General features: G+C 74.9%; 22 protein-coding genes. 11 read left to right on the top strand and 11 right to left on the bottom strand.

Features of this window, described 5'->3' with window-relative positions; genetic code table 11:
* Position 1 precedes the first annotated feature (1 nt).
* Genes hisH through hisD form a run of 4 tightly spaced genes read right to left on the bottom strand, consistent with a single transcriptional unit; the run spans position 2 to position 3,649 of the window.
* On the bottom strand, positions 2-685 hold the full coding sequence (hisH, locus tag HC251_RS13605) for an imidazole glycerol phosphate synthase subunit HisH (RefSeq protein WP_219941149.1): 684 nt from the start codon (positions 683-685) through the stop codon (positions 2-4).
* Complete coding sequence (gene hisB / locus HC251_RS13610; RefSeq protein ID WP_219941150.1) at positions 682-1,275, bottom strand: imidazoleglycerol-phosphate dehydratase HisB; 594 nt, start codon at positions 1,273-1,275, stop codon at positions 682-684. Before hisB ends, hisH begins: the two co-directional genes overlap by 4 nt.
* Positions 1,272-2,339: a histidinol-phosphate transaminase gene (gene hisC, locus HC251_RS13615; RefSeq protein WP_255566408.1), complete on the bottom strand. Its 1,068-nt coding sequence runs from the start codon at positions 2,337-2,339 to the stop codon at positions 1,272-1,274. The genes hisB and hisC overlap by 4 nt, the downstream gene beginning before the upstream one ends.
* Positions 2,336-3,649, bottom strand: coding sequence for a histidinol dehydrogenase (gene hisD, locus HC251_RS13620; protein WP_219941151.1), 1,314 nt, complete (start codon positions 3,647-3,649; stop codon positions 2,336-2,338). Before hisD ends, hisC begins: the two co-directional genes overlap by 4 nt.
* Positions 3,650-3,734: 85 nt before the next feature.
* Between hisD and HC251_RS13625 the strand changes: the two genes are divergently transcribed.
* Positions 3,735-3,938, top strand: a complete 204-nt coding sequence (locus HC251_RS13625; protein WP_219941152.1) for a hypothetical protein — start codon at positions 3,735-3,737, stop codon at positions 3,936-3,938.
* Positions 3,939-4,042: 104 nt separating this feature from the next.
* On the opposite strand, the gene HC251_RS13630 is transcribed toward HC251_RS13625, so the two are convergent.
* Complete coding sequence (locus tag HC251_RS13630; RefSeq protein WP_370651249.1) at positions 4,043-5,113, bottom strand: IS110 family transposase; 1,071 nt, start codon at positions 5,111-5,113, stop codon at positions 4,043-4,045.
* A gap of 518 nt (positions 5,114-5,631) precedes the next feature.
* A complete protein-coding gene (gene nth / locus HC251_RS13635) occupies positions 5,632-6,411 on the bottom strand; it encodes an endonuclease III (protein WP_219941154.1) in 780 nt (259 codons plus the stop codon).
* Positions 6,412-6,444: 33 nt separating this feature from the next.
* On the opposite strand from nth, the gene mshD reads away from it, so the two are divergent.
* Positions 6,445-7,260 carry a mycothiol synthase gene (gene mshD, locus HC251_RS13640; RefSeq protein WP_219941155.1) on the top strand — a complete coding sequence of 272 codons (816 nt, stop codon included), beginning with the start codon at positions 6,445-6,447 and terminating at the stop codon, positions 7,258-7,260.
* On the opposite strand, the gene HC251_RS13645 is transcribed toward mshD, so the two are convergent.
* Positions 7,247-7,807 (bottom strand): DUF4870 domain-containing protein, encoded by a 561-nt coding sequence (locus HC251_RS13645; protein ID WP_219941156.1) that lies wholly within the window; start codon positions 7,805-7,807, stop codon positions 7,247-7,249. The genes mshD and HC251_RS13645 overlap by 14 nt on opposite strands.
* A 39-nt stretch (positions 7,808-7,846) precedes the next feature.
* Here HC251_RS13645 and rlmN point away from each other — a divergent pair, with 39 nt between their 5' ends.
* Positions 7,847-8,953 (top strand): 23S rRNA (adenine(2503)-C(2))-methyltransferase RlmN, encoded by a 1,107-nt coding sequence (gene rlmN / locus HC251_RS13650; protein WP_219941157.1) that lies wholly within the window; start codon positions 7,847-7,849, stop codon positions 8,951-8,953.
* A 60-nt stretch (positions 8,954-9,013) separates the two neighbouring features.
* Positions 9,014-10,486, top strand: a complete 1,473-nt coding sequence (locus HC251_RS13655; RefSeq protein ID WP_219941158.1) for a lytic murein transglycosylase — start codon at positions 9,014-9,016, stop codon at positions 10,484-10,486.
* Here the strand turns inward: HC251_RS13655 and HC251_RS13660 are convergent.
* Positions 10,479-11,276, bottom strand: a complete 798-nt coding sequence (locus HC251_RS13660; protein WP_370651250.1) for an NDP-sugar synthase — start codon at positions 11,274-11,276, stop codon at positions 10,479-10,481. The genes HC251_RS13655 and HC251_RS13660 overlap by 8 nt on opposite strands.
* Positions 11,277-11,285: 9 nt before the next feature.
* On the opposite strand from HC251_RS13660, the gene HC251_RS13665 reads away from it, so the two are divergent.
* Entirely contained in the window at positions 11,286-11,744 is a 459-nt protein-coding gene (locus HC251_RS13665; RefSeq protein WP_219941160.1) for a MaoC family dehydratase, read from the top strand.
* A gap of 57 nt (positions 11,745-11,801) precedes the next feature.
* On the opposite strand, the gene HC251_RS13670 is transcribed toward HC251_RS13665, so the two are convergent.
* Positions 11,802-12,758: a TIGR03560 family F420-dependent LLM class oxidoreductase gene (locus HC251_RS13670; RefSeq protein WP_219941161.1), complete on the bottom strand. Its 957-nt coding sequence runs from the start codon at positions 12,756-12,758 to the stop codon at positions 11,802-11,804.
* A 59-nt stretch (positions 12,759-12,817) separates the two neighbouring features.
* Here HC251_RS13670 and HC251_RS13675 point away from each other — a divergent pair, with 59 nt between their 5' ends.
* Both HC251_RS13675 and HC251_RS13680 read left to right on the top strand, forming a co-directional pair.
* On the top strand, positions 12,818-14,473 hold the full coding sequence (locus HC251_RS13675; protein ID WP_219941162.1) for an AMP-binding protein: 1,656 nt from the start codon (positions 12,818-12,820) through the stop codon (positions 14,471-14,473).
* Between the two features lie 58 nt (positions 14,474-14,531).
* Positions 14,532-16,181 carry an acyl-CoA synthetase gene (locus HC251_RS13680; RefSeq protein WP_219941163.1) on the top strand — a complete coding sequence of 550 codons (1,650 nt, stop codon included), beginning with the start codon at positions 14,532-14,534 and terminating at the stop codon, positions 16,179-16,181.
* 42 nt (positions 16,182-16,223) lie between these two features.
* On the opposite strand, the gene HC251_RS13685 is transcribed toward HC251_RS13680, so the two are convergent.
* A complete protein-coding gene (locus HC251_RS13685) occupies positions 16,224-16,928 on the bottom strand; it encodes a YaaA family protein (RefSeq protein WP_219941164.1) in 705 nt (234 codons plus the stop codon).
* A 101-nt stretch (positions 16,929-17,029) separates the two neighbouring features.
* On the opposite strand from HC251_RS13685, the gene HC251_RS13690 reads away from it, so the two are divergent.
* The 3 genes from HC251_RS13690 (at position 17,030) to HC251_RS13700 (ending at position 20,605) form a co-directional block, all read left to right on the top strand.
* Positions 17,030-17,767, top strand: a complete 738-nt coding sequence (locus tag HC251_RS13690; protein ID WP_255566409.1) for a ubiquinone/menaquinone biosynthesis methyltransferase — start codon at positions 17,030-17,032, stop codon at positions 17,765-17,767.
* Positions 17,767-19,008, top strand: a complete 1,242-nt coding sequence (locus tag HC251_RS13695) for an isochorismate synthase MenF (protein WP_219941165.1) — start codon at positions 17,767-17,769, stop codon at positions 19,006-19,008. The genes HC251_RS13690 and HC251_RS13695 overlap by 1 nt, the downstream gene beginning before the upstream one ends.
* 259 nt (positions 19,009-19,267) lie before the next feature.
* Entirely contained in the window at positions 19,268-20,605 is a 1,338-nt protein-coding gene (locus tag HC251_RS13700) for a DUF222 domain-containing protein (protein ID WP_219941166.1), read from the top strand.
* Positions 20,606-20,663: 58 nt separating this feature from the next.
* Here HC251_RS13700 and menD read toward each other — a convergent pair whose 3' ends face one another.
* On the bottom strand, positions 20,664-22,448 hold the full coding sequence (menD, locus tag HC251_RS13705) for a 2-succinyl-5-enolpyruvyl-6-hydroxy-3-cyclohexene-1-carboxylic-acid synthase (RefSeq protein WP_219941167.1): 1,785 nt from the start codon (positions 22,446-22,448) through the stop codon (positions 20,664-20,666).
* Positions 22,449-22,560: 112 nt separating this feature from the next.
* Between menD and HC251_RS13710 the strand changes: the two genes are divergently transcribed.
* Positions 22,561-23,274, top strand: coding sequence for an alpha/beta fold hydrolase (locus HC251_RS13710; RefSeq protein WP_219941168.1), 714 nt, complete (start codon positions 22,561-22,563; stop codon positions 23,272-23,274).
* The last annotated feature ends 303 nt before the right edge of the window (positions 23,275-23,577 follow it).

Here is a 23,577-nt window from a genome sequence, read left to right on the forward strand (position 1 = left end):
GTCAGCGCGCCGTGGGGACGGCGGTGCGGCAGCGGTCGACGAAGGCGCCGAGCAGGCGCAGCCCGTTGGCGGCCGACTTCTCGGGGTGGAACTGGGTCGCCCACAGGGCTCCCCGTTCGACGACGGCGGTGACCGGGGCCCCGTAGTCGCAGGTGGCGGCCACGTCGGCGGGGTCGGCCACCTCGGCCGCGTAGGAGTGGACGAAGTACACCCACGCCGGGTCGGGCTGGCCGTCGGCCATCGGGCTGGGTCGGGTCCAGTCGAGCACGTTCCACTGCATCTGGGGCCGCTTCACACCCTCGGGAAGCAAACGGATCTGACCGCCGACCACCCCCAGCCCCGGCACCTCGGGGTTCTCGTCGGAGCCGTCGAAGAGCATCTGCATCCCGACGCAGACGCCGAGGAAGGGCCGCCCCTCCCCCGCCGCCGCCATCGCCGCCTCGCGGGCCACGGCGGCCAGGCCGGCCGCGGCCAGGGCCTCCATGCAGCGGCCGAAGGCCCCGACGCCGGGCAGCACCACGCCGTCGGCCTCGGCGATCAGGCCCACATCCGCGGTGAGGTGGGCGTCGGCGCCGACCTTCTGGAGGGCCTTCTGGGCCGACCGGAGGTTGCCGATCCCGTAGTCGAGGACCGCGACCAGCGGCGGCCGGCGGTCGCTCTCGTCGGGTCGGGCGTCGTCGCTCACAGGCTGCCCTTGGTGGACGGGACCCCCGTGCCCTCGACCCGGACGGCGTCGCGCAGGCAGCGGGACACGCCCTTGAACGTGGCCTCGATGACGTGGTGGGTGTTGCGGCCCGCCTTCTTGGTCACGTGGAGCGTGATCCCGGCGGCCACCGCGAACGAGTGCCAGAAGTGCTCGACCATCTCCGGGTTGAACGGGGGGTCCCCGAGCGGCAGGACCTCGCCGAAGGGCACGTCGTAGACGACGTAGGGCCGCCCCGACAGGTCGAGGGCGACCTCGACCAGCGCCTCGTCCAGCGGGTACAGCCCCGACGCGAACCGCCGGACCCCGGACTTGTCACCCAGCGCTTCGCGGAAGGTCTCGCCGAGGAGGATGCCGACGTCCTCGACGGTGTGGTGGGCGTCGACGTGGAGGTCGCCGGTGGCCTCGATGGTGAGGTCGAACCCGCCGTGACGGCCGACCTGGTCGAGCATGTGGTCGAAGAAGGGCAGGCCGGTGGTGACGGCCACCTTCCCCTCGGGGCCGTCGACGTCGAGGCTGATCGAGATCGACGTCTCCTTGGTGGTCCGTTGGCGGGACGCGGCGCGTGTCATGTGAGGACCTCTCGGAGGGATGCGAGGAACCGGTCGTCCTCGTCGCGGGTGCCGATGGTGACGCGGAGGCACCCGTCGAGACGGGGCCACGACGAGCAGTCGCGCACGAGGACGGAGCGCTCGACGAGCTGGCGCCACACGTCGGCGCCGGCGACGGTCGCGGGGCGGAAGAGGATGAAGTTGGCGGCCGACGGCCACACCTCGCACGGCAGGTCGCGCAGGGCGGCCTCGACCCGGCCCCGCTCCTCGACCAGGCGGGAGACCCGCTCCTCCATGGCGCCGACGTGGTCGAGGGCGGCCAGCCCGGCGACCTGCTTGAGGCTGTCGAGGTGGTACGGCAGGACGACCTTCTCGAGCTGGGCCACGACCCACGACGGGCCGACGAGGTAGCCGAGGCGGGCGGCGGCCATCGACCAGGTCTTGGAGAAGGTGCGGGTGACGACGAGGGGGGTGGCCTCGTCGACCAGCTCGAGGGCCGACCACGGGGCGAACTGGCCGTAGGCCTCGTCCACCACGAGCAGCCCCGGCGCCAGGCCCAGCACCTCGACGACCGTCTCGGGCGTCTCGACCATGCCCGTGGGGTTGTTGGGCGAGCAGAGGTAGGTGAGCGCCGGCTCGGCCTCGGTCAGGACCCGACGGACCTCGTCGAGGTCGAGGGCGAAGTCGACGGTGCGCTCGCCCTCGGCCACCGACGACCCCGTGATCCGGGCGATGTGGGCGTGCAGGGCGTAGGTCGGCTCGAACACGGCGACGCTCCGCCCCGGCCCGGCGTAGGCGAGCGACAGGGTCTGGAGGACCTCGTTGGACCCGTTGGCCACGAAGACCTGCTCGGGGCCGACCCCGTGCAGGGCGCCGATGCGGGTGCGGAGGGCGGTGGCCGCCCGGTCGGGGTAGCGGTGCCAGTCGACGGTGGCGACCGCCGCGGCCACGGCGTCGAGGAAGGCGGCGGGTGGCGGCTCGGGCGACTCGTTGGTGTTGAGCCGGACGTCCACGTCGACCTGGGCCGAGTGGTACCCGTCCATCAGCCCCACATCGTCCCGGGGGGCGACGAGCGGCGCGCTCACGTCGCGGCCTCGGTCGGGGCGAGGCGACGGCGGACGGAGTCGGCGTGGGCCGGGAGGCCCTCGGCCTCGGCCAGGACAGCGACGTGCGGGGCCACGGCGGCGAGGGCGTCGCGGTCGAGGGTGACGACGTGGATGTCCTTGGTGAAGTCGGCGACGGTCAGAGCCGACCCGAAGCGCGCCGTCCCGGCGGTGGGCAGCACGTGGCTGGGCCCGGCGACGTAGTCGCCGACCGAGGCCGGGGACCACGGGCCCACGAACACGGCACCGGCGTGGCGGATGCGGCCGACCACGGTGGCGCTGGCGGCGGCGTCGCAGATGACCTCGAGGTGCTCGGGGGCGACGTGGTTGGCCACCTCGGCAGCCGCCTCGGGGCCGTCGACCAGGGCCAGGTAGCCGCCCGAGGCGAAGGTCGACTCGATGTCGGCCCGGCGGGGCGAGGCGGCCACCTGCTCGGCGATCTCGGCCAGCACGGCGTCGGCCGCCTCCTCGTCCCAGGTGACGAACCAGGCCCGGCCGCCCGGGCCGTGCTCGGCCTGGAGGATCACGTCGACGGCGGCCAGGGCGGCCGGGGCCGACCCGTCGGCGATGACGATGACCTCCGAGGGGCCGGCGAAGGCCGAGGGCACGCCGACGCGGCCCTCCCCCGCGACCTGGCGCTTGGCCTCGGCCACGTAGACGTTGCCGGGGCCGACCACGACGTCGACGGGTCGGACGGTCTCGGTGCCGTAGGCCAGGGCGGCGATGGCCTGGGCCCCGCCGATCCGGTGCACCTCGGTCACGCCGGCCACGGCCGCGGCGGCGAGGGTGAGGGTCGGCACCTCGCCGTCGGGGCCCGGCGGCACGCACAGGGCGACCTCGGGCACGCCGGCCACCAGTGCGGGGACGGCGGTCATCAGGACCGTCGAGGGGTAGAGGGCCCGGCCCCCGGGGACGTAGCAGCCGGCCCGGTCGACGGGCTGGGCCCGGCCCTCGATGACGATGCCGTCGCGGCGGTACGTCGTGGGCGGGCGGAGCTGGTGCCGGTGGAAGTCCTCGATGCCGGCGGCGGCGGCCTCGAGGGCGGCCCGGACCTCGGGGTCCACGGCGTCGACGGCGGCGGCGATCACCTCGTCGGGGACGCGGGTGGTGGCCACGTCGATGCCGTCGAACCGGGCGGTCAGCTCCCGGACGGCGGCGTCGCCGCCGGCCCGCACGGCATCGAGGACCTGGCGCACCGCCAGGCGCGGGCCGTCGTCGTCGAGCGTCAGCGGCGGCAGCGCCGCGGCCAGGGAGGCCGGGTCGAGGCCACGGAGGTCGAGGCGGGCGAGCACCCCCGCACGCTACCGAAGCGCCCCGGGACGCCCCCCACGCGTTGGCCCCGTCGTCGCCGGACGAGGCACCCGCCACACTGGGCCGATGCCCGACGCCGACGTGCCCACCGCCGCCCACCTCAGCGCCCTGGGCGACCAGGTCGACGAGCTGCTCCGCCGGGTGGGCGAGGGCGCCGTCGCCTCGGACCGCTCCCCCACCGAACCCCTGGCCGCCGCCCTCTACGACGCCGAGCGCGCCCTCCGCACGGCGCGCCGCGCCCTCCAGAGAGCCGAGAAGACGTACCGGTAGCCGCGCGGTACCGGCCCCGCGCGCCAGCCCAGATGACGGCTGGAGACCGATCCGGGCGATCTCCCGCGACGCACCTCAGCCCGGCGAAGATGCTCCTATGGATGTCAAGGCGAGGGGCAGGGGGCGGGGGTTTGTGTGAGGAGGCGCCAGATGCGGCGGGCGAGGTGGCGTTTGAGGGCGCGGATCGCTTCCTTCTTGGTCTTTCCCTCGGCGATTCGGCGGGCGATGTAGGCCTGGGTGGTGGGGTCCCATCGCATGCGGCACAGGGCGACGATGTAGAGGGCCCGGTTGGCTTGGCGGTCGCCGCCGCGGTTGAGCCGGTGTCGCTGGTGGAGGCCGCTGCTGGCATCGACGGGGCTGGCGCCCCAGGCGGCTGCGGCTGCTGCGTCGGTGGCCATGCGGTCGGGGTTGTCGCCGAGGCTGACGATGAAGACCGACGCAACATCGACGCCGATGCCGGGCTCATCGAGCAGTTGGGGGGCGGCGGCTTCGACGATGACCTTCAAGTCGATGTCGACCTCGTCGCGTTCGACGCTGGCTGCGAGCCACCGCCGAGCAAGGCGCCGCAGGGTGATGGCGGCCATGACGTCGGGGTTCGTGACCTCGCCCCCCGGGCGGGACCGGGCGGCCTCGGTGGCGATCTGCGAGATCGTCTTGTGCCGGTAGCGGTCTCGGAGCGTCTCCGAGGCGGTGCTGTCGATCACCGCGTGGATCTGGTTGGCCAGCTTGGTGAGCTCCCGGGTGAGCGAGTCTCGGCTGATGCGAGCGAGACGGGCGGCCTCAGCAGGCCCGGTCCGGTCCTTCGGGACCGCCAGGCCGTCACCGGCCTGAACAGCCCGGGCAGCCGCCACAGCATCGGCAGGGTCGGACTTGCCGGTCCTGCGACGACGTTGACGGTTCGGGCGCCAGACCTCATGGACGGTGACCTGGGCCTCGCGCAGCGATCGACACAACCCGGCCCCCCAGGACCCAGTTCCTTCGACCCCGACAGCGTCCACGGTCCCGAACGAGCCCAACCAACCCCGCAGATCGACATGACCTGCACCCGTGGCCGGGAACTCCCTCACCCCCAACACCCCGCCCCGGCCATCGAGGGCGGCGGCCACATGGACGTGCTTGTGGGTATCGACGCCGCCCGTGACGCGCACCGGGTCGTCTGTCATCGTGGTCACCATTGCTGCTCCTTGTTCGAGGGACAGCGCCCGCCAGCCGGCAACGCGGACAAGACGGTGATGGGACCAGGCCAGGCTCCTATGAAGTCACGGACGCCAAGCCAGCAGGCGCAACCGGAGAAGCCCCCCGGGCGGCCGACAGATCTGCGCCAAGACACCCCCACAAGGGAAGGTCAGCCGCTGGGAGAGTCAGACCGCCCGGAGGGGCCTCTCCACCCACATCATCACCGCCGCTGAGGGTCTGGGGGTCTCCCCCAGACGAAGCGGCGTGGGCCCGAGGAACGAGGGCTCCGCCGCTGGGAAGGTCTTCGGCGCGAGCGCAGCGAGCACGCTCAGCTCGAGGAACGGAGCGAAGCGAGTGACGAGACCCGAAAAATGACGACGGGGGCGCCAGAGGCGCCCCCGTCGGGGCGACGCCAGGCGGCGGATCCCGGCGTCGCAGGAACCAGGTGGCGGGAACCTGGTCGGGGCCCATCATACGCACAGGTGACCCTCCGTCCAGCGAATCGGGTCCCGATCCGTCAGATTTGTTGGTCAGCGACCGCCATCTTCAGCGCCGACGCGTCGAACGGGTGGCGTGGCTTTGACCAGGACCGATGCAGGGGTGCATCACCCGGTCTGACCAGCGAATCACCCCTTCGGGCCCCCTGCGACCCGGCCCGCCGAGGGGCAGATGGCGGAAGGGCGCACTCCCCGCAGCGGGGGGTCCGGGACCGGCAGATGGCCCGCCCGTGGAGGATGAGGCGCAGGCTGAACACACCCCGCTCGGCCGCCGGCACCATCGGGTTGAGGGCCATCTCGACCCGCACCGGGTCCGTCTCGCGGGTGAGGTCGAGCCGGCGCGCCAGCCGCCCGACGTGGGTGTCGACCGGCAGCCCGGGGAGGCCCATGGCCACGCTGCGGACCACGTTCGCCGTCTTGCGGCCCACGCCCGGGAGGGTGACCAGGTCGCCCATGGTGGTGGGCACCTCGCCGCCGAAGCGCTCGTCGAGGACGTGGGCCATCCCGAGCAGGCTCTTGGCCTTGTTGCGGTAGAAGCCGGTGGGCCGGATGAGCTCCTCGACCGCCGCCGGCGGTGCCGCCGCGAACGCGGCGGGCGTGGGGAAGGCGGCGAAGAGGTGGGGCGTGACCTGGTTGACCCGCTCGTCGGTGCACTGGGCCGACAGGATCGTGGCGACCAGCAGCTCGAAGGGGTTGCGGTGGTCGAGGGCGCAGAGGGCGACGGCGTCCCCCGGGTACTCGGCCGCGAGCAGCAGGTGGGCCTGGCGGGCGCGGCCCTTGGGCGAGCGGGGACGGGCCATGGACGGACGGTACCGGTCGGTAGCGTCGTCCCCGTGACGGACCTGCGCCTCGACGACGACGGGGGCGAGGTCGTCGGGTCGCCCACCCTGCGGGCCACGATGAGGACCCGCAACGGCGAGGCGTGGGTGGCGGGGCCGGACCCCCTCGACGCCCCGTTGGGCGGCGGCGACGGGGAGCGCTTCGCCGCTCTCCTGGCCGCCCTGGTCGAGCGCGCCGAGTCGTCGGGCGCGACCGCGGTGCACTGGGAGTCCGACGGGGACGAGGACCAGGTGGAGGCCGTCGCCGCCCGGGTCGACCTGGTCGAGCGGCGCGACATCCTCCGCCTCGAGCGCCCCCTCCCCCTCCCCGCCGACCCGACCACGCCGACGCTGCCGGTGCGGGCCCTCCGCCCGGGCACCGCCGACGAGGCGGCGTGGGTGGCGACGAACAACCGCGCCTTCGCCGGCCACCCCGACCAGGGCCACGAGACCCTCGCCAGCCTGCACCGGGCCATGGCCGAGCCGTGGTTCGACGCCACCGGGTTCCTGCTGCTCGACGGCGACCCCCCGGTCGACGCCGGCGGCCGGCTCGACGGCTTCTGCTGGACCAAGGTCCACCCGGCGTCGGCCGACGGTCCGGCGGCGGGCGAGATCTACGTGATCGGAGTCGACCCCGACGCCGGCGGCCGCGGTCTGGGGCGGGCCCTGGTGCGCGCCGGCCTCGACCACCTCGCCGGCCGGGGCCTGGGGCACGCCCTGCTCTACGTCGACGCCGACAACGAGCCGGCGCGACGCCTGTACGACCGGCTCGGCTTCACCACCGCCCGCACCCGGCGCGTGCGCAGCCGGACGGGGCTCAGCCCTCGCTGAGGTCGTAGGGCGGGTCCTCGGACCGGCCCCGCACCCCCCGCACCGGGTGGAGCCCGATGGGCAGGCGGTACCACCTCCCGCGGTGGGCCTGCACGGCCCCGACGATGCCCAGGGCGTAGCTGGCGAGCGTCAGCAGCCCGACCAGCACCAGGCCGATGACGAACGCCGGGGTCGCCTCGAAGCCGGTGTCCCGGTTGTCGGAGACCGAGATGATGTAGTCGACGTAGGCGGGCACCAGCAGTGCCACCCCCACGATCTGGGGCACGAGCAGGACGAGGGTCAGGTTGAGGGCCTCGGCCGAGTGGTGGCGGACGAAGGGCTTCTCCTTGGAGATCAGGTAGAAGATCAGCGCCACCAGCCACCCGCCGACGGCAAGGTAGAGGATCCACATCAGGAGCGCCTGGGTCCGCTCCTGCGAGCGGTCGGGTCCCGCCGGTCCACCGTGCTGGCCGGGGGCCGGTGACCACGTCCGACCGTCCCACCACCACCAGCTCCCGCCGGCGTCGGCGTACCAGCCCGGCTCCTCCGGCGGGGGGATGTCCGTCATCGCCGTCAGGGTAGGGCGGCCCACCCGTATCCTCGACGGATGGCCACCACCGGGAGCGCACCGCCGGCGGACGTCGCGCCCCGGCCCCCGGCGCGGACGACCCGCTACGACGTCGACCGGGCCGCCCTCGGCCAGCTCCTCGCCGACCAACCGCGCTACCGCGTCGACCAGGTGTGGGAGGGCCTGCACACCCACCTGGCCGAGCCGGCCGACATGACGAACGTCCCCCTGACGCTGCGGCGCCGCCTGGCCGAGGAGCTGCCCGACGCCCTCGCCCTGACCACCGAGGCGGCGGCTGACGGCGGCGACACGGTGAAGTGGCTGTGGACCCTGGGCGACGGCAGCCGCGTCGAGACGGTGCTGATGCACTACCCCCAGCGCTCGACGGTGTGCGTGTCGAGCCAGGCGGGCTGCGCCATGGCCTGCGGCTTCTGCGCCACGGGCCAGGCCGGCTTCACCCGGCACCTCACCTCCGGCGAGATCGTCGAGCAGGTCGTGCGGGCGTCGCGCCGCGCCCGCGCCGACGGGCGGCGCCTGGCCAACGTGGTCTTCATGGGCATGGGCGAGCCGTTGGCCAACTTCGCCCACACCTGGGCCGCGGTCCACCGCATCCACGACGACCTCGGCCTCGGCGCCCGCCACATCACCATCTCGACGGTGGGGATCGTCCCCGGGATCCGCCGGCTGGCCGACGCCGACCTGCCGGTGAACCTCGCCGTCTCCCTCCACGCCGCCGACGACGAGCTCCGGGACCGGCTGGTCCCGATCAACCGGCGCTACCCGCTGGGCCTGCTGGCCGAGGCGTGCGCCGAGCACATCGAGCGCACCGGCCGGCGCCTCAGCTTCGAGTGGGCCCTGATCGACGGCGTCAACGACCGGCGCGTCGATGCCGCCCGCCTGGCGGACTACGCCCGGGGGCTCCGGGCCCACGTCAACCTGATCCCGCTCAACCCGACGCCGGGCTACGCGACCCGCGGCACCCCCGCGGACGGGGTCGAGCGCTTCCGCCGCGACCTGGCCGACCGCGGCGTCAACGTCACCGTCCGCGACACCCGGGGCACGTCGATCGACGCCGCCTGCGGCCAGCTGGCGGCAGCGAGCGTGCCCACCCCCACCCGCCGTGACCGGGCCGGGGGCGCCGGGTAGCCTCGCCCCCCCGGTCGATCGGGGACCACCGGGACGGCAGACGTGACGACGGCGCATGAGGTGACACGCAGAGCGGGCCGAGCGCGGCGTGGCGCGGCGTTGCTGGTCGCCGCCGTCGTGGCCGGCTCCACCCTCGGGCCCGGGCCCACCGCCGCCGGCCCGCCGGTCGACGTCGTCCCGGCCGTCGTCGCGCCGGCGGCGCCCGCGGCCCCCGCGACCCAGGCCCCGCCGGCTGGCCCCTACGAGCCCGGCTTCGTCGACGAGCCACTCCCGACCAACCCACCGTCGCCGTCGCTGGCGGGCGTCGAGGCCGCCAGCGACGAGCTCGACGAGGTCGAGGGCGCCCTCGACCGGGCCGAGGAGGCCCGGGACGACGCCATCGCCCACCGGGACGAGCTGCGCCAGCACATCGTCGACCTGGGCGAGCAGCGCGTCGAGGCCGTCGAGGCGCTGGCCCAGCGCCAGGTCGAGGAGCGCCAGCGGGGCGAGGAGCGCGAGGCCGCCGCCCGCGAGCACGAGCGGCGGATCGGCGCGACCGCGGCGGCCGCCGAGCGGCTCGAGCAGGCCCGCGAGGACCTCCGGGACCTGATGGTCGCCGCCTTCGTCAACGAGTCGTCGAGCACCTCCGACGCCATGGAGGTCCTCATCACCGGCGAGGACGCCACCGACGCCAACCTCCGCCTGGCCTACGACGACCACGCCGCCGTCGCCCGGCTGGGCGACGTCCGGGCCCGGGTGCGCGACCACGCCGAGGCGGTGGCGGCCGAGGAGCGGGCGGCCCAGGCCCGGGCCGCGGCCGAGCAGGCCGAGCGCGACGCGGTGGCGGTCCGCCAGGCGGCCGAGCAGCACATCGTCGACATCGACGCCGAGACGGTGGAGACGCAGGCCGCGGAGGTCCGGTCCGTCGACGCCCTCGCCGACCGGGAGGCCGACGTCCTCCTCGCCGCCGCCGACATCCCCCCCGCCCTGCTCCGGGCCGACGTGGTCGGGGCCGGCATCGACTTCCCGGTCGTCGCCCTGGACGCCTGGCTCAAGGCGGCGGCCTCGGCCCCGTGCCGCATGGAGTGGTGGGCCCTCGCCGGCATCTCCAAGGTCGAGGGCCGCCACGGGACCCACGGCGGCGGGCGGCTCGGGGCCCGGGGCTACCCGTCAGTGAAGATCATCGGCCCGCAGCTGGACGGGGGCGCCTTCGCCGCCATCGGCGACACCGACGGGGGCCTCTACGACGGCGACCCGGTGTGGGACCGGGCCGTGGGCCCGATGCAGTTCATCCCCTCGACGTGGGCGGCGTGGGGGCGCGACGGCGACGGCGACGGGGTCACCGACCCCTTCACCGTCTACGACGCCGCCGCCGGCGCCGCCGCGTACCTGTGCGCGGGTCGGACCGACCTCACCGACGAGGCCCAGCTGCGGGCCGGCTACCTCTCGTACAACCATTCGAACGCCTACGTCGAGATCGTCCTGCGCGCCGCTCGCGGCTACCAGGCCGCCCTCCAGGTCCCCCCGCACGAAGTGGCCTTGCCCCCTATCTGACCAGGACGGTGACGGTGCCGGCGCGGACGGCGTCGACCAGGCGCTCACCGGGGGCGACGTCGGCGTCGGGCCACACCACGGACCGCACCACCTCGCAGCCCTCGCCCAGACGGGCGCCCTCGCCCACCACGGCCGCCCCCCCGGAGGCGTCCATGTTGGCCGCGAGGTAGTCGGCCACGGTGCCGCAGTCGATGAACGGCCCCGCGTGGGTCACCAGGTCCAGCCGCCCGGCCTCGGCCTCGGCCCGCCACATCACCTCGTACAGCCCCGCCGGCTCCTCGCCGAGGGGGGCGACGCAGGCCCACGGGAGGAGGGCGGCACCGCAGTAGCGCAGGTCGCCGAAGTCGCCGCGTGCGGGGTCCTCCACGCACAGGAGCCGCACCCGCTCGCCGTCCCAGCCGGCGACGAGGTCCGTGAGGTCGGCGGGCAGCCAGGCGTCGGCGTTGGTGAGCAGCACGCCCCGGCCCGCGATCCAGCCCCGCAGCAGGCCCAGCGCCCCGGCGGTGCCCCGGGCCCGGTCCGGCTCGACCGACAGGTGAGGGCGGACGCCGGCGGTCGCCCGGGTCAGGTGGGCCTCCATCAGGAGCCGGCCGTGGTGCACGTTGACCGCCACGTCGGCCACGTGCGGCGCCACCCGGGCCAGGGCGTGGTCGACGAGCGGGCTCCCGCCGACGGGGCACAGGGCCTTGGGGCGGAGCCGGGTCAGGGGAGCCAGACGGGTCCCGGCGCCCGCCGCCAGGACGACGCCGACCAGGTCGGTGGGTGGGACCGCTCCGCTCACGTAGGCCATGATGCCCTCATGACGACGATCATCCAGGGCATCAGCGGACTCAAGGAGCTGGTGGGCACCCACCTCGGCTACTCCGACTACGTCGAGGTGACCCAGGAGCAGGTCAACACCTTCGCCGACGCCACCGGCGACCACCAGTGGATCCACGTCGACCCGGAGCGGGCCACCAAGGAGTCGCCCTTCGGCGGCCCCATCGCCCACGGCTACCTGACGCTGTCGCTGGGCCCGACCCTCAGCCCGCAGATCATGCGGGTCGAGGGCATCAAGATGGGCGTGAACTACGGCTGCGAGAAGGTCCGCTTCCCGTCGCCCGTCCCCGTGGGCGCCAAGCTGCGGCTCGGAGCCGCCCTCGACGGCGTCGAGGACATCCCCGGCGGGGCCCAGGTCTCGATGACCTTCACCTTCGAGGTCGAGGGGGCGGCGAAGCCCTCCTGCGTCGCCAGCATCATCTTCCGCTACTACGAGTAGCCCGCGTTCTGTCAACCCTCATGCGCTTCCACGCCCCATGGGGATTGACAGAACGGTTCAGCGGAACTCGGGGATGACCTTGGTGGCGAACAGCTCCAGGGTCTCGGTGTCGGGGTAGTCCGCGCACCAGGGGACGAACCCGCCGCAGCCGGCGTCGACGTAGGCCTGGACCTTCTCGCACACCTGCTCGGGCGTGCCCACGAAGTTCGACGGAGCCCACGTCTCGAACGGCTCGCCCCAGAACGACCGCGACTCGGTGCCGACCTCGGCCTCGGTCTCGCGGAGGAAGATCTCGCCCGACATCGTGCGGGTGATCGTGGCCGGGTCGCGGCCCACCTCGGCGCAGTGGCCGTCGAGGATCGCCGACTTGCGGGCCCACTCCTCGGGCTGGCCCCCGAAGTTCGAGTGGGTGGCGTGCTTGGCCACGACCCGCAGGGTGCGCTTCTCGCCGCCGCCGCCGATCCACACGTGGGGCGAGCCCAGCGGCTTGGGGTCGCACTGGGCGCCGGCGACCGACAGGTGGGTGCCGGCGTGGGTGACCTCGCCCTCGGTCCAGAGCCGGGTCACGATCTCGACGCAGTCCTCGAGCATCTCGATCCGCACCCGGGCCGACGGGAACTCGTAGCCGTAGGCCCGGTACTCCTGCTCGTACCACCCGGCCCCGATCCCCCACTCGAGCCGGCCCCCGGAGACGACGTCGAGCGTGGACGCGATCTTGGCCAGCAGCGCCGGGTTCCGGTAGCTGGTGCAGCCGACCATCTGGCCCAACCCGATGCGGGTGGTGCGCTGGGACAGGGCGGCGAGCGTCGTCCAGCACTCGAACATCGCCTCCTGGGCGGGCACGGGCACGTTGTGGACGTGGTCGTAGGCCCAGATGTGGTCGAACCCGAGCTCCTCGGCGCGGACGGCGACCTCGACGGCGCGCTGCCACTTGGCCTCGGCGCCATCGATCGAGGCCAGCTCCATCTTCCACCCCTGGGGGACGAACACGCCGAAGGTGATGCCGTTGGTCATGGTCCCGGAGGGTAGGTCCTGATTCCGGTCCGCGACGGTCCCATCGCTACGGTCGGAGGATGGCCAGGAGCTGGAACCTGGCCGACCTGTTCGAGGGGGTGGTCGACCGGGTCGGTGGCCGCGAGGCGGTGGTCGCGGGGAGGTCCCGCCTGACCTTCGCCGCGCTCGACGACCGGGCCGATCGACTGGCGGCGGTCCTCGCCGAGCACGGGGTCGGCCCCGGCGACCGGGTGGGCGTGGCCCTCCGCAACGGGCACGAGCACCTCGAGGCGCTCCTCGCCGCCTACAAGCTCCGCGCCATCCCGTTCAACGTGAACTACCGCTACACCGCGGCCGAGATGACCTACCTCCTGGGCGACGCCCGGCCCCGGGTCGTCCTGCACGGGCCTGACCTCGGCGCGACGGTCGACCCCGCCGTCGCGGCCCTGCGGGCCGAGGGCGACGAGGTGACCGCCCTCGTCGGGCGGGGCGGGGCCCACGAGGCCCGCCTGGCCGCGGCCCCCGCCGGTCGGCCCGACCCGACCGGGCGCAGCGGCGACGACCGCTACCTCCTGTACACCGGGGGCACCACCGGCATGCCCAAGGGCGTCGAGTGGCGCCACGAGGACATCCTCTTCGCCGCCCTCGGGGCCGGGCGGGGCGCCGCCGTCCTCGCCGGGACCGAGCCCGACGTGCCCGCCACGCCGACCGAGCTGGTCGACCGGGCCCACGAGGGGCGGGCCCGCGCCGTCACCGCCTCGCCCCTGATCCACGGCACCGCCCAGTGGGTGGCCCTCGGCACCCTGCTTGCCGGGGGCACGGTGGTGACCCTCCCCTCCTCGACGTTCGTGGCCGAGGACCTCTGGGACCTGGTGGTCGCCGAGCGGGCCAGCCTGGTCGTCATCGTCGGCGACGCCTTCGGCCGGCCCCTCGCCGACGCCCTCGCCGCCCACCCGCAACGGTGGTCGCTCGACGATCTGGTGGCCGTCGTGTCGGGCGGGGCGGTCCTGTCGCCGGCGGTGCGGGCCGAGCTCACCGCCCACCTGCCGTGGATCGCCGTCGTCGACGGCTACGGCGCTTCCGAGACGGGAGGCCAGGGCAACGCCATCGCCTGGCCGGGCCAGGCGGCGATGCCGGCGGCCCGCTTCCCGCTCGGGGACCACACCGCCGTCCTCGACGACGACCTCGAACCGCTGATCCCCGGCATCGACACCGGCCGCATCGGCGTCATCGCCCGGCGCGGCCACATCCCGCTCGGCTACCGCAACGACCCCGAGCTGACGGCGGCCACCTTCCCGATCGTCGGCGGTGAGCGCTGGGCCATCCCCGGCGACCTGGGGCGCGTCGAGGCCGACGGCACCGTCACCCTGCTCGGACGGGGGGCCAGCTCGATCAACACCGGCGGCGAGAAGGTCTTCCCCGACGAGGTCGAGGCGGTCCTCAAGGCCCACCCGGCCGTCTTCGACGCCGCCGTGGTCGGCGTGCCCGACGAGCGGTGGGGCGAGCGGGTCGTCGCCGTGATCGCCCCCCGCCGGGGCCGGGCCCTGGTGGCCGACGACCTCGACGCCCACTGCCGGGAGCACCTGGCGGCGTTCAAGGTCCCGCGGCGGATCGTCACCGTCGACGAGGTCCGGCGGCTGCCGTCGGGCAAGACCGACCACGCCTGGGTTCGCAAGACGGCCCGGACGGACGGGAGCAGGGCGAGCGACCCGGTGGCCACCGGGCCCGACGCCTGACGACCCGTCAGATCCTCTCCTAGGGTCGGGGTCCCACCCGTCCCCGGAGGACCACCACGTGCCCCAGGAGTTCACCCTCGCCGGCGTCTTCGACGCCGTCGCCCGCGCCCACCCCGAGCGGGAGGCGATCGTCTTCCGCGACCGCCGCCTGAGCTACGGCGACCTGCTCGACCGCAGCACCCGGCTGGCCCACGTCCTCGCCGACGCCGGGCTCGGCGCCCGCTCCGAGCGGGACGGCCTCGGTGGCCACGAGAGCCACCTCGACCACGTGGGGCTCTACCTCTACAACGGCAACGAGTACGTCGAGGGCATGATCGCCGGCAGCGCCGCCCGGGTCGGCATGTTCAACGTCAACTACCGGTACGTGACCGAGGAGCTCCTGTACCTGCTGCGGGACTCCGGCGCCACCGGCCTGGTGTACCACGCCCGCTTCGCCCCCCTCCTCGCCGAGATCCGCGACGAGCTCCCCGACCTGCGGGTCCTCGTCCAGGTCGCCGACGAGACCGGCGCCGAGCTGCTCCCCGGCGCCGTGGACTACGAGGGCGCGCTCGCCGCCGCCAGCGCCGAGCCCCTGACCGACCGCACCCCGTCCCCCGACGACCTGTACATCCTCTACACCGGTGGCACCACGGGCATGCCCAAGGGCGTGCTGTGGCGCCAGCACGACATCTACGTGGGGGCCATGGGTGGGCGCCCGTTCGGGTCGTCGGAGGTCCACCCCGACCTCGATGCCATCGTGGCGGCCGTCCCCGAGACCGGCATGCGGGCGGCGCTCACGCCGCCGCTCATGCACGGCGCCGCCCAGTGGTTGGCGTTCAACACCTTCACCGGCGGCGGGGCCATCATCATCCCCGACGACCCCAGCCGGCTCGACGCCGCCGGGGTGTGGGACCAGGCCGAGCGGGAGAAGGTCAACACCCTCCAGCTGGTCGGCGACGCCTTCGCCCGCCCGCTCATCGACGAGCTGACCCGACGCCCCCGCGACCTCTCCAGCCTGTTCGCGGTGGTGAACGGCGGCGCCCCGCTGACGGCCGCGCTCAAGGAGCGCATCCTCGAGCTGCTGCCGAACATCGTCGTCCTCGACGCCGTCGGGTCGTCCGAGACCGGGGCCCAGATGGGCCAGACCTCGGTGCGGGGGGCGGCCAGCACCGGCACCTTCACCCCCGGCCCCGACACCGTCGTCGTCGACGAGTCGATCAGCCGGCTCCTCAGCCCCGGCGAGGACGAGGTCGGGTGGCTGGCCCAGCGGGGCTACGTCCCCCTCGGCTACCTGGGCGACGCCGACAAGACCGCCCGCACCTTCCCGGTCATCGACGGGACCCGCTACGCCGTGCCCGGCGACCGGGCCCGGTGGCGCGAGGACGGCATCATCGAGCTGCTGGGCCGGGACTCGGTCACCATCAACTCCGGTGGCGAGAAGATCTTCGCCGAGGAGGTCGAGATGGCCCTCGCCCCCCACCCGTCGGTGGCCGACGTGGTCGTCACCGGCCGCCCGTCGGACAGGTGGGGCTCGGAGGTCGTGGCCGTCGTCCAGCTGGTCGAGGGGGCCGAGCCCGACGAGGAGGGCCTCCTCGCCGAGGCGGCCAACCACGTGGCCCGCTACAAGCTCCCCAAGGCCTTCGTGTTCGTCGACTCCCTCGTCCGCTCCCCTGCGGGCAAGGCCGACTACCGCTGGGCCAAGGCCCGGGCCGAGGCGGCGAAGGGCTGACCACCCGAGGGCTGGGCGTGGCGGCCGACCGGGCCGTGACGCTCAGCCCTCGCGCAGGACGACGCTGACGTGGCGGCCGTCGACCACCGTGGCGGCGGGGTCGTAGCGGTAGCCGATCGGGTGGTCGAAGGCGGCCAGGCCGGCCGGGTCGGTCAGCCCGGTGGCGACCAGGTGGCGCACCAGGCTGCCCTTGAGCAGCTTGTTCCAGTGCGACACCGTGGTGCCGTCGGCGGACACGAAGCGGACCGTGATGCGCCGGGCGAGGTCCACCTGCGCCGGGTCCCAGGCGGCGGCGTGCTCGTTCGGGAGCAGGTCCCACACCACCCGGCCGGCCAGCCGGTCCTGCAGGGCGGCGGTGAGCCGGGGCCGCCACCAGGTCGCCATCCGCCCGAGCGGGGGCAGGGCCGCGCCCATCTTGAGGCGGTAGTCCGGGATGGGGTCGTTGGGCCCCACCAGGCCCCACAGCCCGGACGCGATCAGCGTCGTGCTGGTGAGGCGGCGCCGGTCGGCGGCCGGCAGCGAGGCGGCGTCCAGCTCGCGGTAGAGCACGCCGGTGTAGCGGTCGATGGCCCGGCGCGTCGGCGCCGCCCGCACGCCGTCGCCCGTCGGGTCCAGGGCGGCGAGGACCTCGGCCCGGGCGTCGTCCAGCGCCGGGAGGACGCCTCGTCCCGGCCGCCACGGCGCGCCCCGCCCCCCGGCGGCCTTCCCCTCCGACGGGGGCAGGAGGATGGCGAAGGTGCGGGCCACGGCCGGCGATCCTCGCACCCCGCCGATCCCGGCACGAAAGTGCCCGATGCCCTCCCCCTCCGGGCCGAGGGCGCACGACCGGGGCCCGTAGTGTCGGCCGGGTGAGCCCCGCCCCCACGTCCGGTCGCCCGCTGGCCACCGGCGCCCTGCCCGACGCCGACCACCTGCCCGAGGGCGAGGAGAAGGTCGAGGCCGTCCGGGCCCTGTTCGACACCATCGCTCCCCGCTACGACCTGGTGAACCGGATCATGACGTTCCGGATGGACGTGCGGTGGCGGCGCCGGACTGTCCGCGCCCTCGACCTCCCCGCCGGGTCCCGGGTGCTGGACCTGGCCTGCGGCACCGGCGACCTGTGCACCGAGCTGGTGCGGAGCGGCCACCTGCCCGTCGGGGTCGACCTTTCGTTCGGGATGCTCGTGGCCGCCCGCACCCGGGCCCCGCTCGTCCACGCCGACATCCTGCGCCTCCCCGTCCCCGACGGGTCGGTCGACGGCATCACCTGCGGCTTCGCCCTCCGCAACCTGGAGGAGCTGCCCCGCTTCTTCGCCGAGCTGGCCCGGGTGGTGCGCCCCGGCGGCCGCATCGCCATCCTCGAGGTGGCCGAGCCGCCCAACCCGGTCCTGCGCTTCGGCCACGGCATCTACTTCGGGAAGGTCGTGCCCCGGATCGGCGGGCTGCTGTCGGACCCGGCGGCCTACCGCTACCTGCCCAAGTCGGTGTCGTACCTCCCGTCGGGCGACCGGATGCTGGGCATGCTCGAGCAGGTCGGCTTCACCGCCGCCCGCCACGACCTCCTCTCGGTCGGCATCGCCCGCCTGATCACCGCCACCCGCTCCTGATGGCCACCCCCGCGTCGGGCGGCTCGCGGCTGGTCGCCATCACCCGACCGCTGGACCGCGACGTCGACGTGGCCGCCGTGGCCGGGGCCGGCGGGCTCCTGTTCGCCCGCGCCGACGGCACGTCGCTCGGGGGGCGGGGTGAGGCCGTGCGCCTCCCGCTGGCCGACGCCGCCGCCGCCCTCGCCGCCGCCGACGTCGACGACCCCGTCGCCCGCCCGGGCAGCGGTCCCGTCGCCGTCGGCGCCCTCCCCTTCCGGCCCGGCGCCCCGGCCGACCTCGTCGTCCCCGCCACCGCGGTCGTCCGATCCGCCGACGGGACGACCTGGCTGACCACCGTCGGCACCGAGGCGGCGCCCCCGCCCGACCCGGCGACGATCGACCTCGACGCCCTCGTCGCCCTGGCGCCCCCTCCCCCGGGGCCCGGTCGCTTCGACGTCGCCAGCGCCCGCCCGCCCGCCGACTGGTGCGCCGCGGTCGCCGATGCCACCGCCCGCATCCGGGACGGGCAGCTGGAGAAGGTCGTGCTGGCCCGCGAGATCGTGGTCACCGCCGATGCCGCCATCGACGTGGCCGCCGTGGTCCGCCGCCTCCGTCTCGGGTTCCCGGGCTGCTACGTGTACCTGGTCGACGGCTTCGTCGGGGCCAGCCCCGAGCTGCTCGTGGCCCGGGAGGGTTCGGAGGTGCGCTCGCAGCCGATGGCCGGCACCGCCCCCCGGCGGGGCGACCCGGTGGCCGACGCCGACGCCGTGGCCCGCCTCCAGGCGTCGACCTCGTACCGCCACGAGCACCAGGTCACCATCGACGCCGTCTACGACGCCCTGGTGCCGTTCTGCTCCTACCTCGACTTCGAGGCCGAACCGTCGGTCGTCGCCCTGCCCAACGTGACCCACCTGGCCACGACGGTCGCCGGACAGCTGTCGTCGCCCCCGCCGTCGGTCCTCGACCTGGTCGCCGCCCTCCACCCGACCCCGGCGGTGTGCGGCCGACCCCGCGAGGCCGCGCTCGCCGTCATCGACGAGCTCGAGGGCTTCGACCGGGGCCCCTACGCCGGCGCCGTGGGCTGGACCGACCGCCACGGACACGGCGAGTGGGCCGTCGCCATCCGCAGCGCAGTGATCGACGGGACCACGGCCCGGGTCTTCGGCGGCAACGGCATCGTCGGCGACAGCGACCCGCCCACCGAGCTGACCGAGACCCGGGCCAAGCTCCAAGCCATCCTCGGCGTCCTCGTCAGGCCCTGAGCTCGTCTCCTGCCGGCAGGGCACCGGGGTGCTGCACCCGCCTCGTGGCACCGTCCGGAAACGCCGGGACGCTGAGGGGCACGGGACGGCGGGGCGGTCGCCGCCGCGTGCGACGAGATCGCTGCGGAGACCGCCGGTTGACCCCACTGGCTCGGGTCGGGCGGTGGGTCCCGGGCGGGGTGTGGGATCACTCCAAACCCTTGTGGGGCAAGGGTTTGCGGCCGCTTGACTGTCACACCCCCGGCGTAGGATCGGAGGCATGGAGATGGTGTGCGATCCGACGACGGCCGAGGGCCTCGATGCCCTCGACGCGGCCGTCGACCGGTTGCAGACCGCCGGGGTCACCCCCGTCGATGATGCCGATGCCCGGGCTCTGACCATCCGGTTGGAGAACGTGGCCCGCCGGGTCCAGTCACTCCAGATCGACCTCGTGGCCGAGATCGACCGCACCGGGGTCCACGCCGCCGACGGCCACGCCTCGGCCAAGGTGATGGTCCGCCACCACGCCAACCTCTCGACCCGGGAAGCAGCCCGGCGGGCCGCCTGTGCCAAGGCCCTCCGGTCCCTGCCCACCGTCGGGGCCGCGTTCGCGGAGGGGGCCATCGGTCGCTGCCAGGTCGAACGGATCGCTCGCGCCCATGCCAACCCGCGGGTCCGGGATGCGGTGGAGGCCAACGAGGCCTCCTTCGCCACCGAAGCCGCCACCGACACCTACCGGGTCTTCGATCAGAAGGTCCGCGAGTGGGTGAGCCTCCTCGACGAGGACGGCACCCGCGACCGCGACCAAGCCGCCCACGACAAGCGCGACGCCCGGCTGCACCAGAACTTCGACGGCGGCTGGGAGATCACCGGCCGCTGCGGGTCGTTGGTCGGCGCCGAGCTGTGGTCGATCTTCAACGCCCAGCTCAAGGCCGAGACCCTCGCTGATTGGGACAAGGCCCGCGCCGAGCACGGCGACGCCGCCACCCAGGCGGACCTGCCCCGCACCGACGCCCAGCGCCGCTTCGACGCCCTCGAGGAGATCTTCCGCTCCGCCGCCGCCCACCACGCCACCAGCGCCGGTGGGTCGCAGGTGGTGACCAACGTGGTCATCGACCAACCCACCTTCGAACACATCGCCGCCCGCCTCGCCGGCATCGACCCCACCCCCGTCGACGACGCCTTCAAGCTCTTCCCCGCCATCGGCCGGCGGTGCTCCACCCTCGACGGCAACCCCATCGAGCCCACCGCCGCCGTCGCCGCCGCATTGATCGGCCACATCCGCCGGGTGGTCGTCGGCTCCGACTCGGTCGTGATCGACCTCGGCCGCAAGAGCCGCCTCTTCACCGGCCCCGCCGCCCTGGCCGTCAAGCTCTCATCGACCACCTGCTACTGGCCCGGCTGCCACGTCCCCGTGACCGACTGCCAAAGCGACCACCTCACCCCCTGGAGCGACCAGGGAGGACGCAACGGAGACGGTGGAGGGAGTACCAACCCCCGCAACGGGGGACCCGCCTGCGGGAGGCACAACCGACTCCGCACCCACGGCTACACCACCTGGCGCGACCCCACCGGCACCTGGCACATCACCAGACCCGACGGCACCGAGATCACCTGACCGGGCGCACGCCGGCGCGCCGGCGCGGCGGCGGGCTGAGGTCGGCACGCACCGGCGGTCAGGAGCGAGGCGGGGCGACCAGGGGACGGACGGCGTCGGCGACGGCGGCGTGGAGGCGGCGGTGGACGTCGACGTTGGCGGTGCGGTCGGTGCCGACGCGGACGAGCCGCACACCGCCGGCCTCCAGCGAGGCCCGCACCGCCGGTCCGACCTCCGCGGCGGTGGCCGGCTCGATCGTCATGAGGCTGTGAGCGGCGGCCAGGACCCGCAGGTCGACCCCGTGGGGGGTGCCGAACAGGTCCTCGAAGGGGGCGCCGCCGGGGTCGGACGCCTGGGGCAGGAACGAGAAGATCCCCCCGCCGTCGTTGTCGACCACGACGATCGTGAGGGTGATGCCGCGCCCAGCGACGCCGATCAGGGCGGTGCTGTCGTGGAGGAGGGCGACGTCGCCGATGAGGCAGGCCGTGGGCGCCCCCGTCGCCAGAGCGACCCCGACGGCGGTGGAGACCACCCCGTCGATGCCGTTGGCGCCCCGGTTGGCGTGGACCGCGACACCGCCACGGGGCCGGCCGTACCACTCGAGGTCCCGCACCGGCATCGACGACGACACCACCAGGGCCTCGCCGTCGTGCAGGGCGGCCAGGACGGTGCGGGCGGTGCCCGGCTCGGTGAGGGTCTCGCCGACGAGCCCGCCGTCGAGCTCGTCCTGCGCCGCCCCCTCGGCCGCCCGCCACCGGTCGGTCCAGCCCGGCTCGGTGTCGGGGGCGAGGGTCACGTCCCGGGCGTCGAGGGCATCGACGAGGGCGGCGGCCGAGGTGGGGACGTGGAGCGCGGTGCGGTGGGCGGGGTCGATCCAGCCGTGGGCCCCGACCCGGACCTCGACGGCGTCGGCTCCGGTCACCCACTCGTTGACGACGCGGGAGGCCACGGGCGCCCCGAGGTGGACGACGACGTCGGGGCGGAGGGTGGCGGCCACGTCGGGCTCCCGGAGCAGGGCGTCGGCGGTGCCCACGACGACGGCCTCGGGCGATCCGCCTCGGTCGATGCGGCCCCGCACCCGGGCGTCGAGCAGGAGCGGCCAGCCGAGGGCGGCGGCGATGCGGGGAGCGGCGGCACCGACCGAACGAGGTCCGTCGAGGGGCTCGCCCGGTTCCGTCCCGGCCACGACCACCCCCCGCCGTCCCTGACGCAGGACGGCGGCGAGGGCATCGACGTCGGCGGTGCGGCGCACGGGGCTCGTCACCAGCCAGGGCGCGCCGTCGGGCCGCCCGGGGGGCAGATCGGCGGGCGTCCCGACGAGGGGCTCCCGGAACGCCAGGTCCAGGTGGACCGGCCCCGGCCGCCCGGCCCCGCCGCCGCCGACGGCCTCGCCGACGGCGCGGCTGGCCCGGGCCCGCCACGTGCCCCGGGCCGCGTGGTCCGGCACGCCGGGGGCGTCGGCCCACCGGACGGCGGACCCGTACAGCCCGACCTGGGCGATCGTCTGGGGGGCGCCGACGTCGGCCAGCTCGGCCGGGCGGTCGGCGGTGACGACGATGAGGGGCACGCTGGCCTGGTGGGCCTCGACCACGGCGGCGTGGACCTCGGCCGCCGCCGTGCCGCTGGTGGTGAGCACGATCGCCGGCCGCCCGGTCGCCAGGCCGATGCCGAGGGCGGTGAAGGCACCGGCCCGCTCGTCGTGGTGGACGTGGACGGCGATCCGCTCGTCACCGTGGAGGGCGAGGGCCATCGGCGTCGAGCGGCTCCCCGGGCAGACGACGGCGGCGCGCACCCCGGCCCGGGCCCACTCGTCGACCAGGGTGGCGCAGTAGGTCGCGGCGACGTCCTGGGGCCGGGTGTCCACGCCCGCAGCGTAGGGATGCCGACCCCGCCCACCCCGAACTCGGTGGCAGATGTGGGATGTTCGTCCGACATCTGCCACCGAGCTCGAGGGATGGGTGGGTACGGTCGGCGGGGTGCCGCGGGTCGTGCTCCTCCACGGGTTCACCCAGACATCGGTGAGCTGGCGGCCGGTCGTCGAGCGCCTGGGGCCCGACGTCGACGTCGTCGCCCCCGACCTGCCCGGCCACGGGACGGCCGGCGCGGTCCGCCTCGACCTGGCCGGGACCGCCGCCCGGGTGGCCGACGTCGGGGGGCCGGCCACCTACGTCGGGTACTCGATGGGCGGGCGCGTCGCCCTGCGCCTGGCCCTCGACCGGCCCGACCTGGTCACCGGGCTGGTCCTGGTGGGCGCCACCGCCGGCATCGACGATGCCGCCGAGCGGGCCGCCCGGCGGGAGGCCGACGAGGCCCTGGCCCGGCGCATCGAGGCGGACGGCGTCGAGCCCTTCCTCGAGCGCTGGCTGGCCCAGCCCCTCTTCGCCGGCCTCACCCCCGCCTCCGACGACCTCGCCGCCCGCCGGGCCAACACCGCCGAGGGCCTGGCCGCCTCGCTGCGCCTCAGCGGCACCGGGACCATGGACCCGCCCTGGTGGGACGAGCTCGGCCGGGTCGACGCTCCCACGACGATCGTGGTCGGCGAGCGCGACGCCAAGTTCCGCACCCTCGGCCGGCGCCTGGCGGCGGGCATCGGGCCCACCGCCCGGCTCGTCGTGGTCGCCGGGGCCGGGCACGCCTGCCACCTCGAGGTCCCCGGGTCCGTGGCGGCCGTCATCAGCCCGGGAACCTGACCGCACACGCGTTCGTGCCGCCGGTCACGCTCCTGTGGGTGAACCTGTGGCCAACCGGTGGACGACACCCGGCGGCTTGTGGGTTTCCGGAGAAGTCCGGGGACAACCGTGTGGATCTCGGGAAACCCGTTGACCGGCCGTCCGAAGTCGTCCATGGTCCCCCTACCGCAACGGCACGGACGCAGTGACGGAGACGGAGAACGACCTCGGGTTCGCCTGGGGCACGGACCGGCTCCCGAGGTGCGCACCACCGATGTGGAGGAAGGTGTCCACCGTCCGTCCGCCGGACGACCCTCGGGTCGC

The sequence above is a fragment of the Iamia sp. SCSIO 61187 genome (genome assembly GCF_019443745.1).
In the GTDB taxonomy this organism is placed as follows: Bacteria; Actinomycetota; Acidimicrobiia; order Acidimicrobiales; family Iamiaceae; genus Iamia.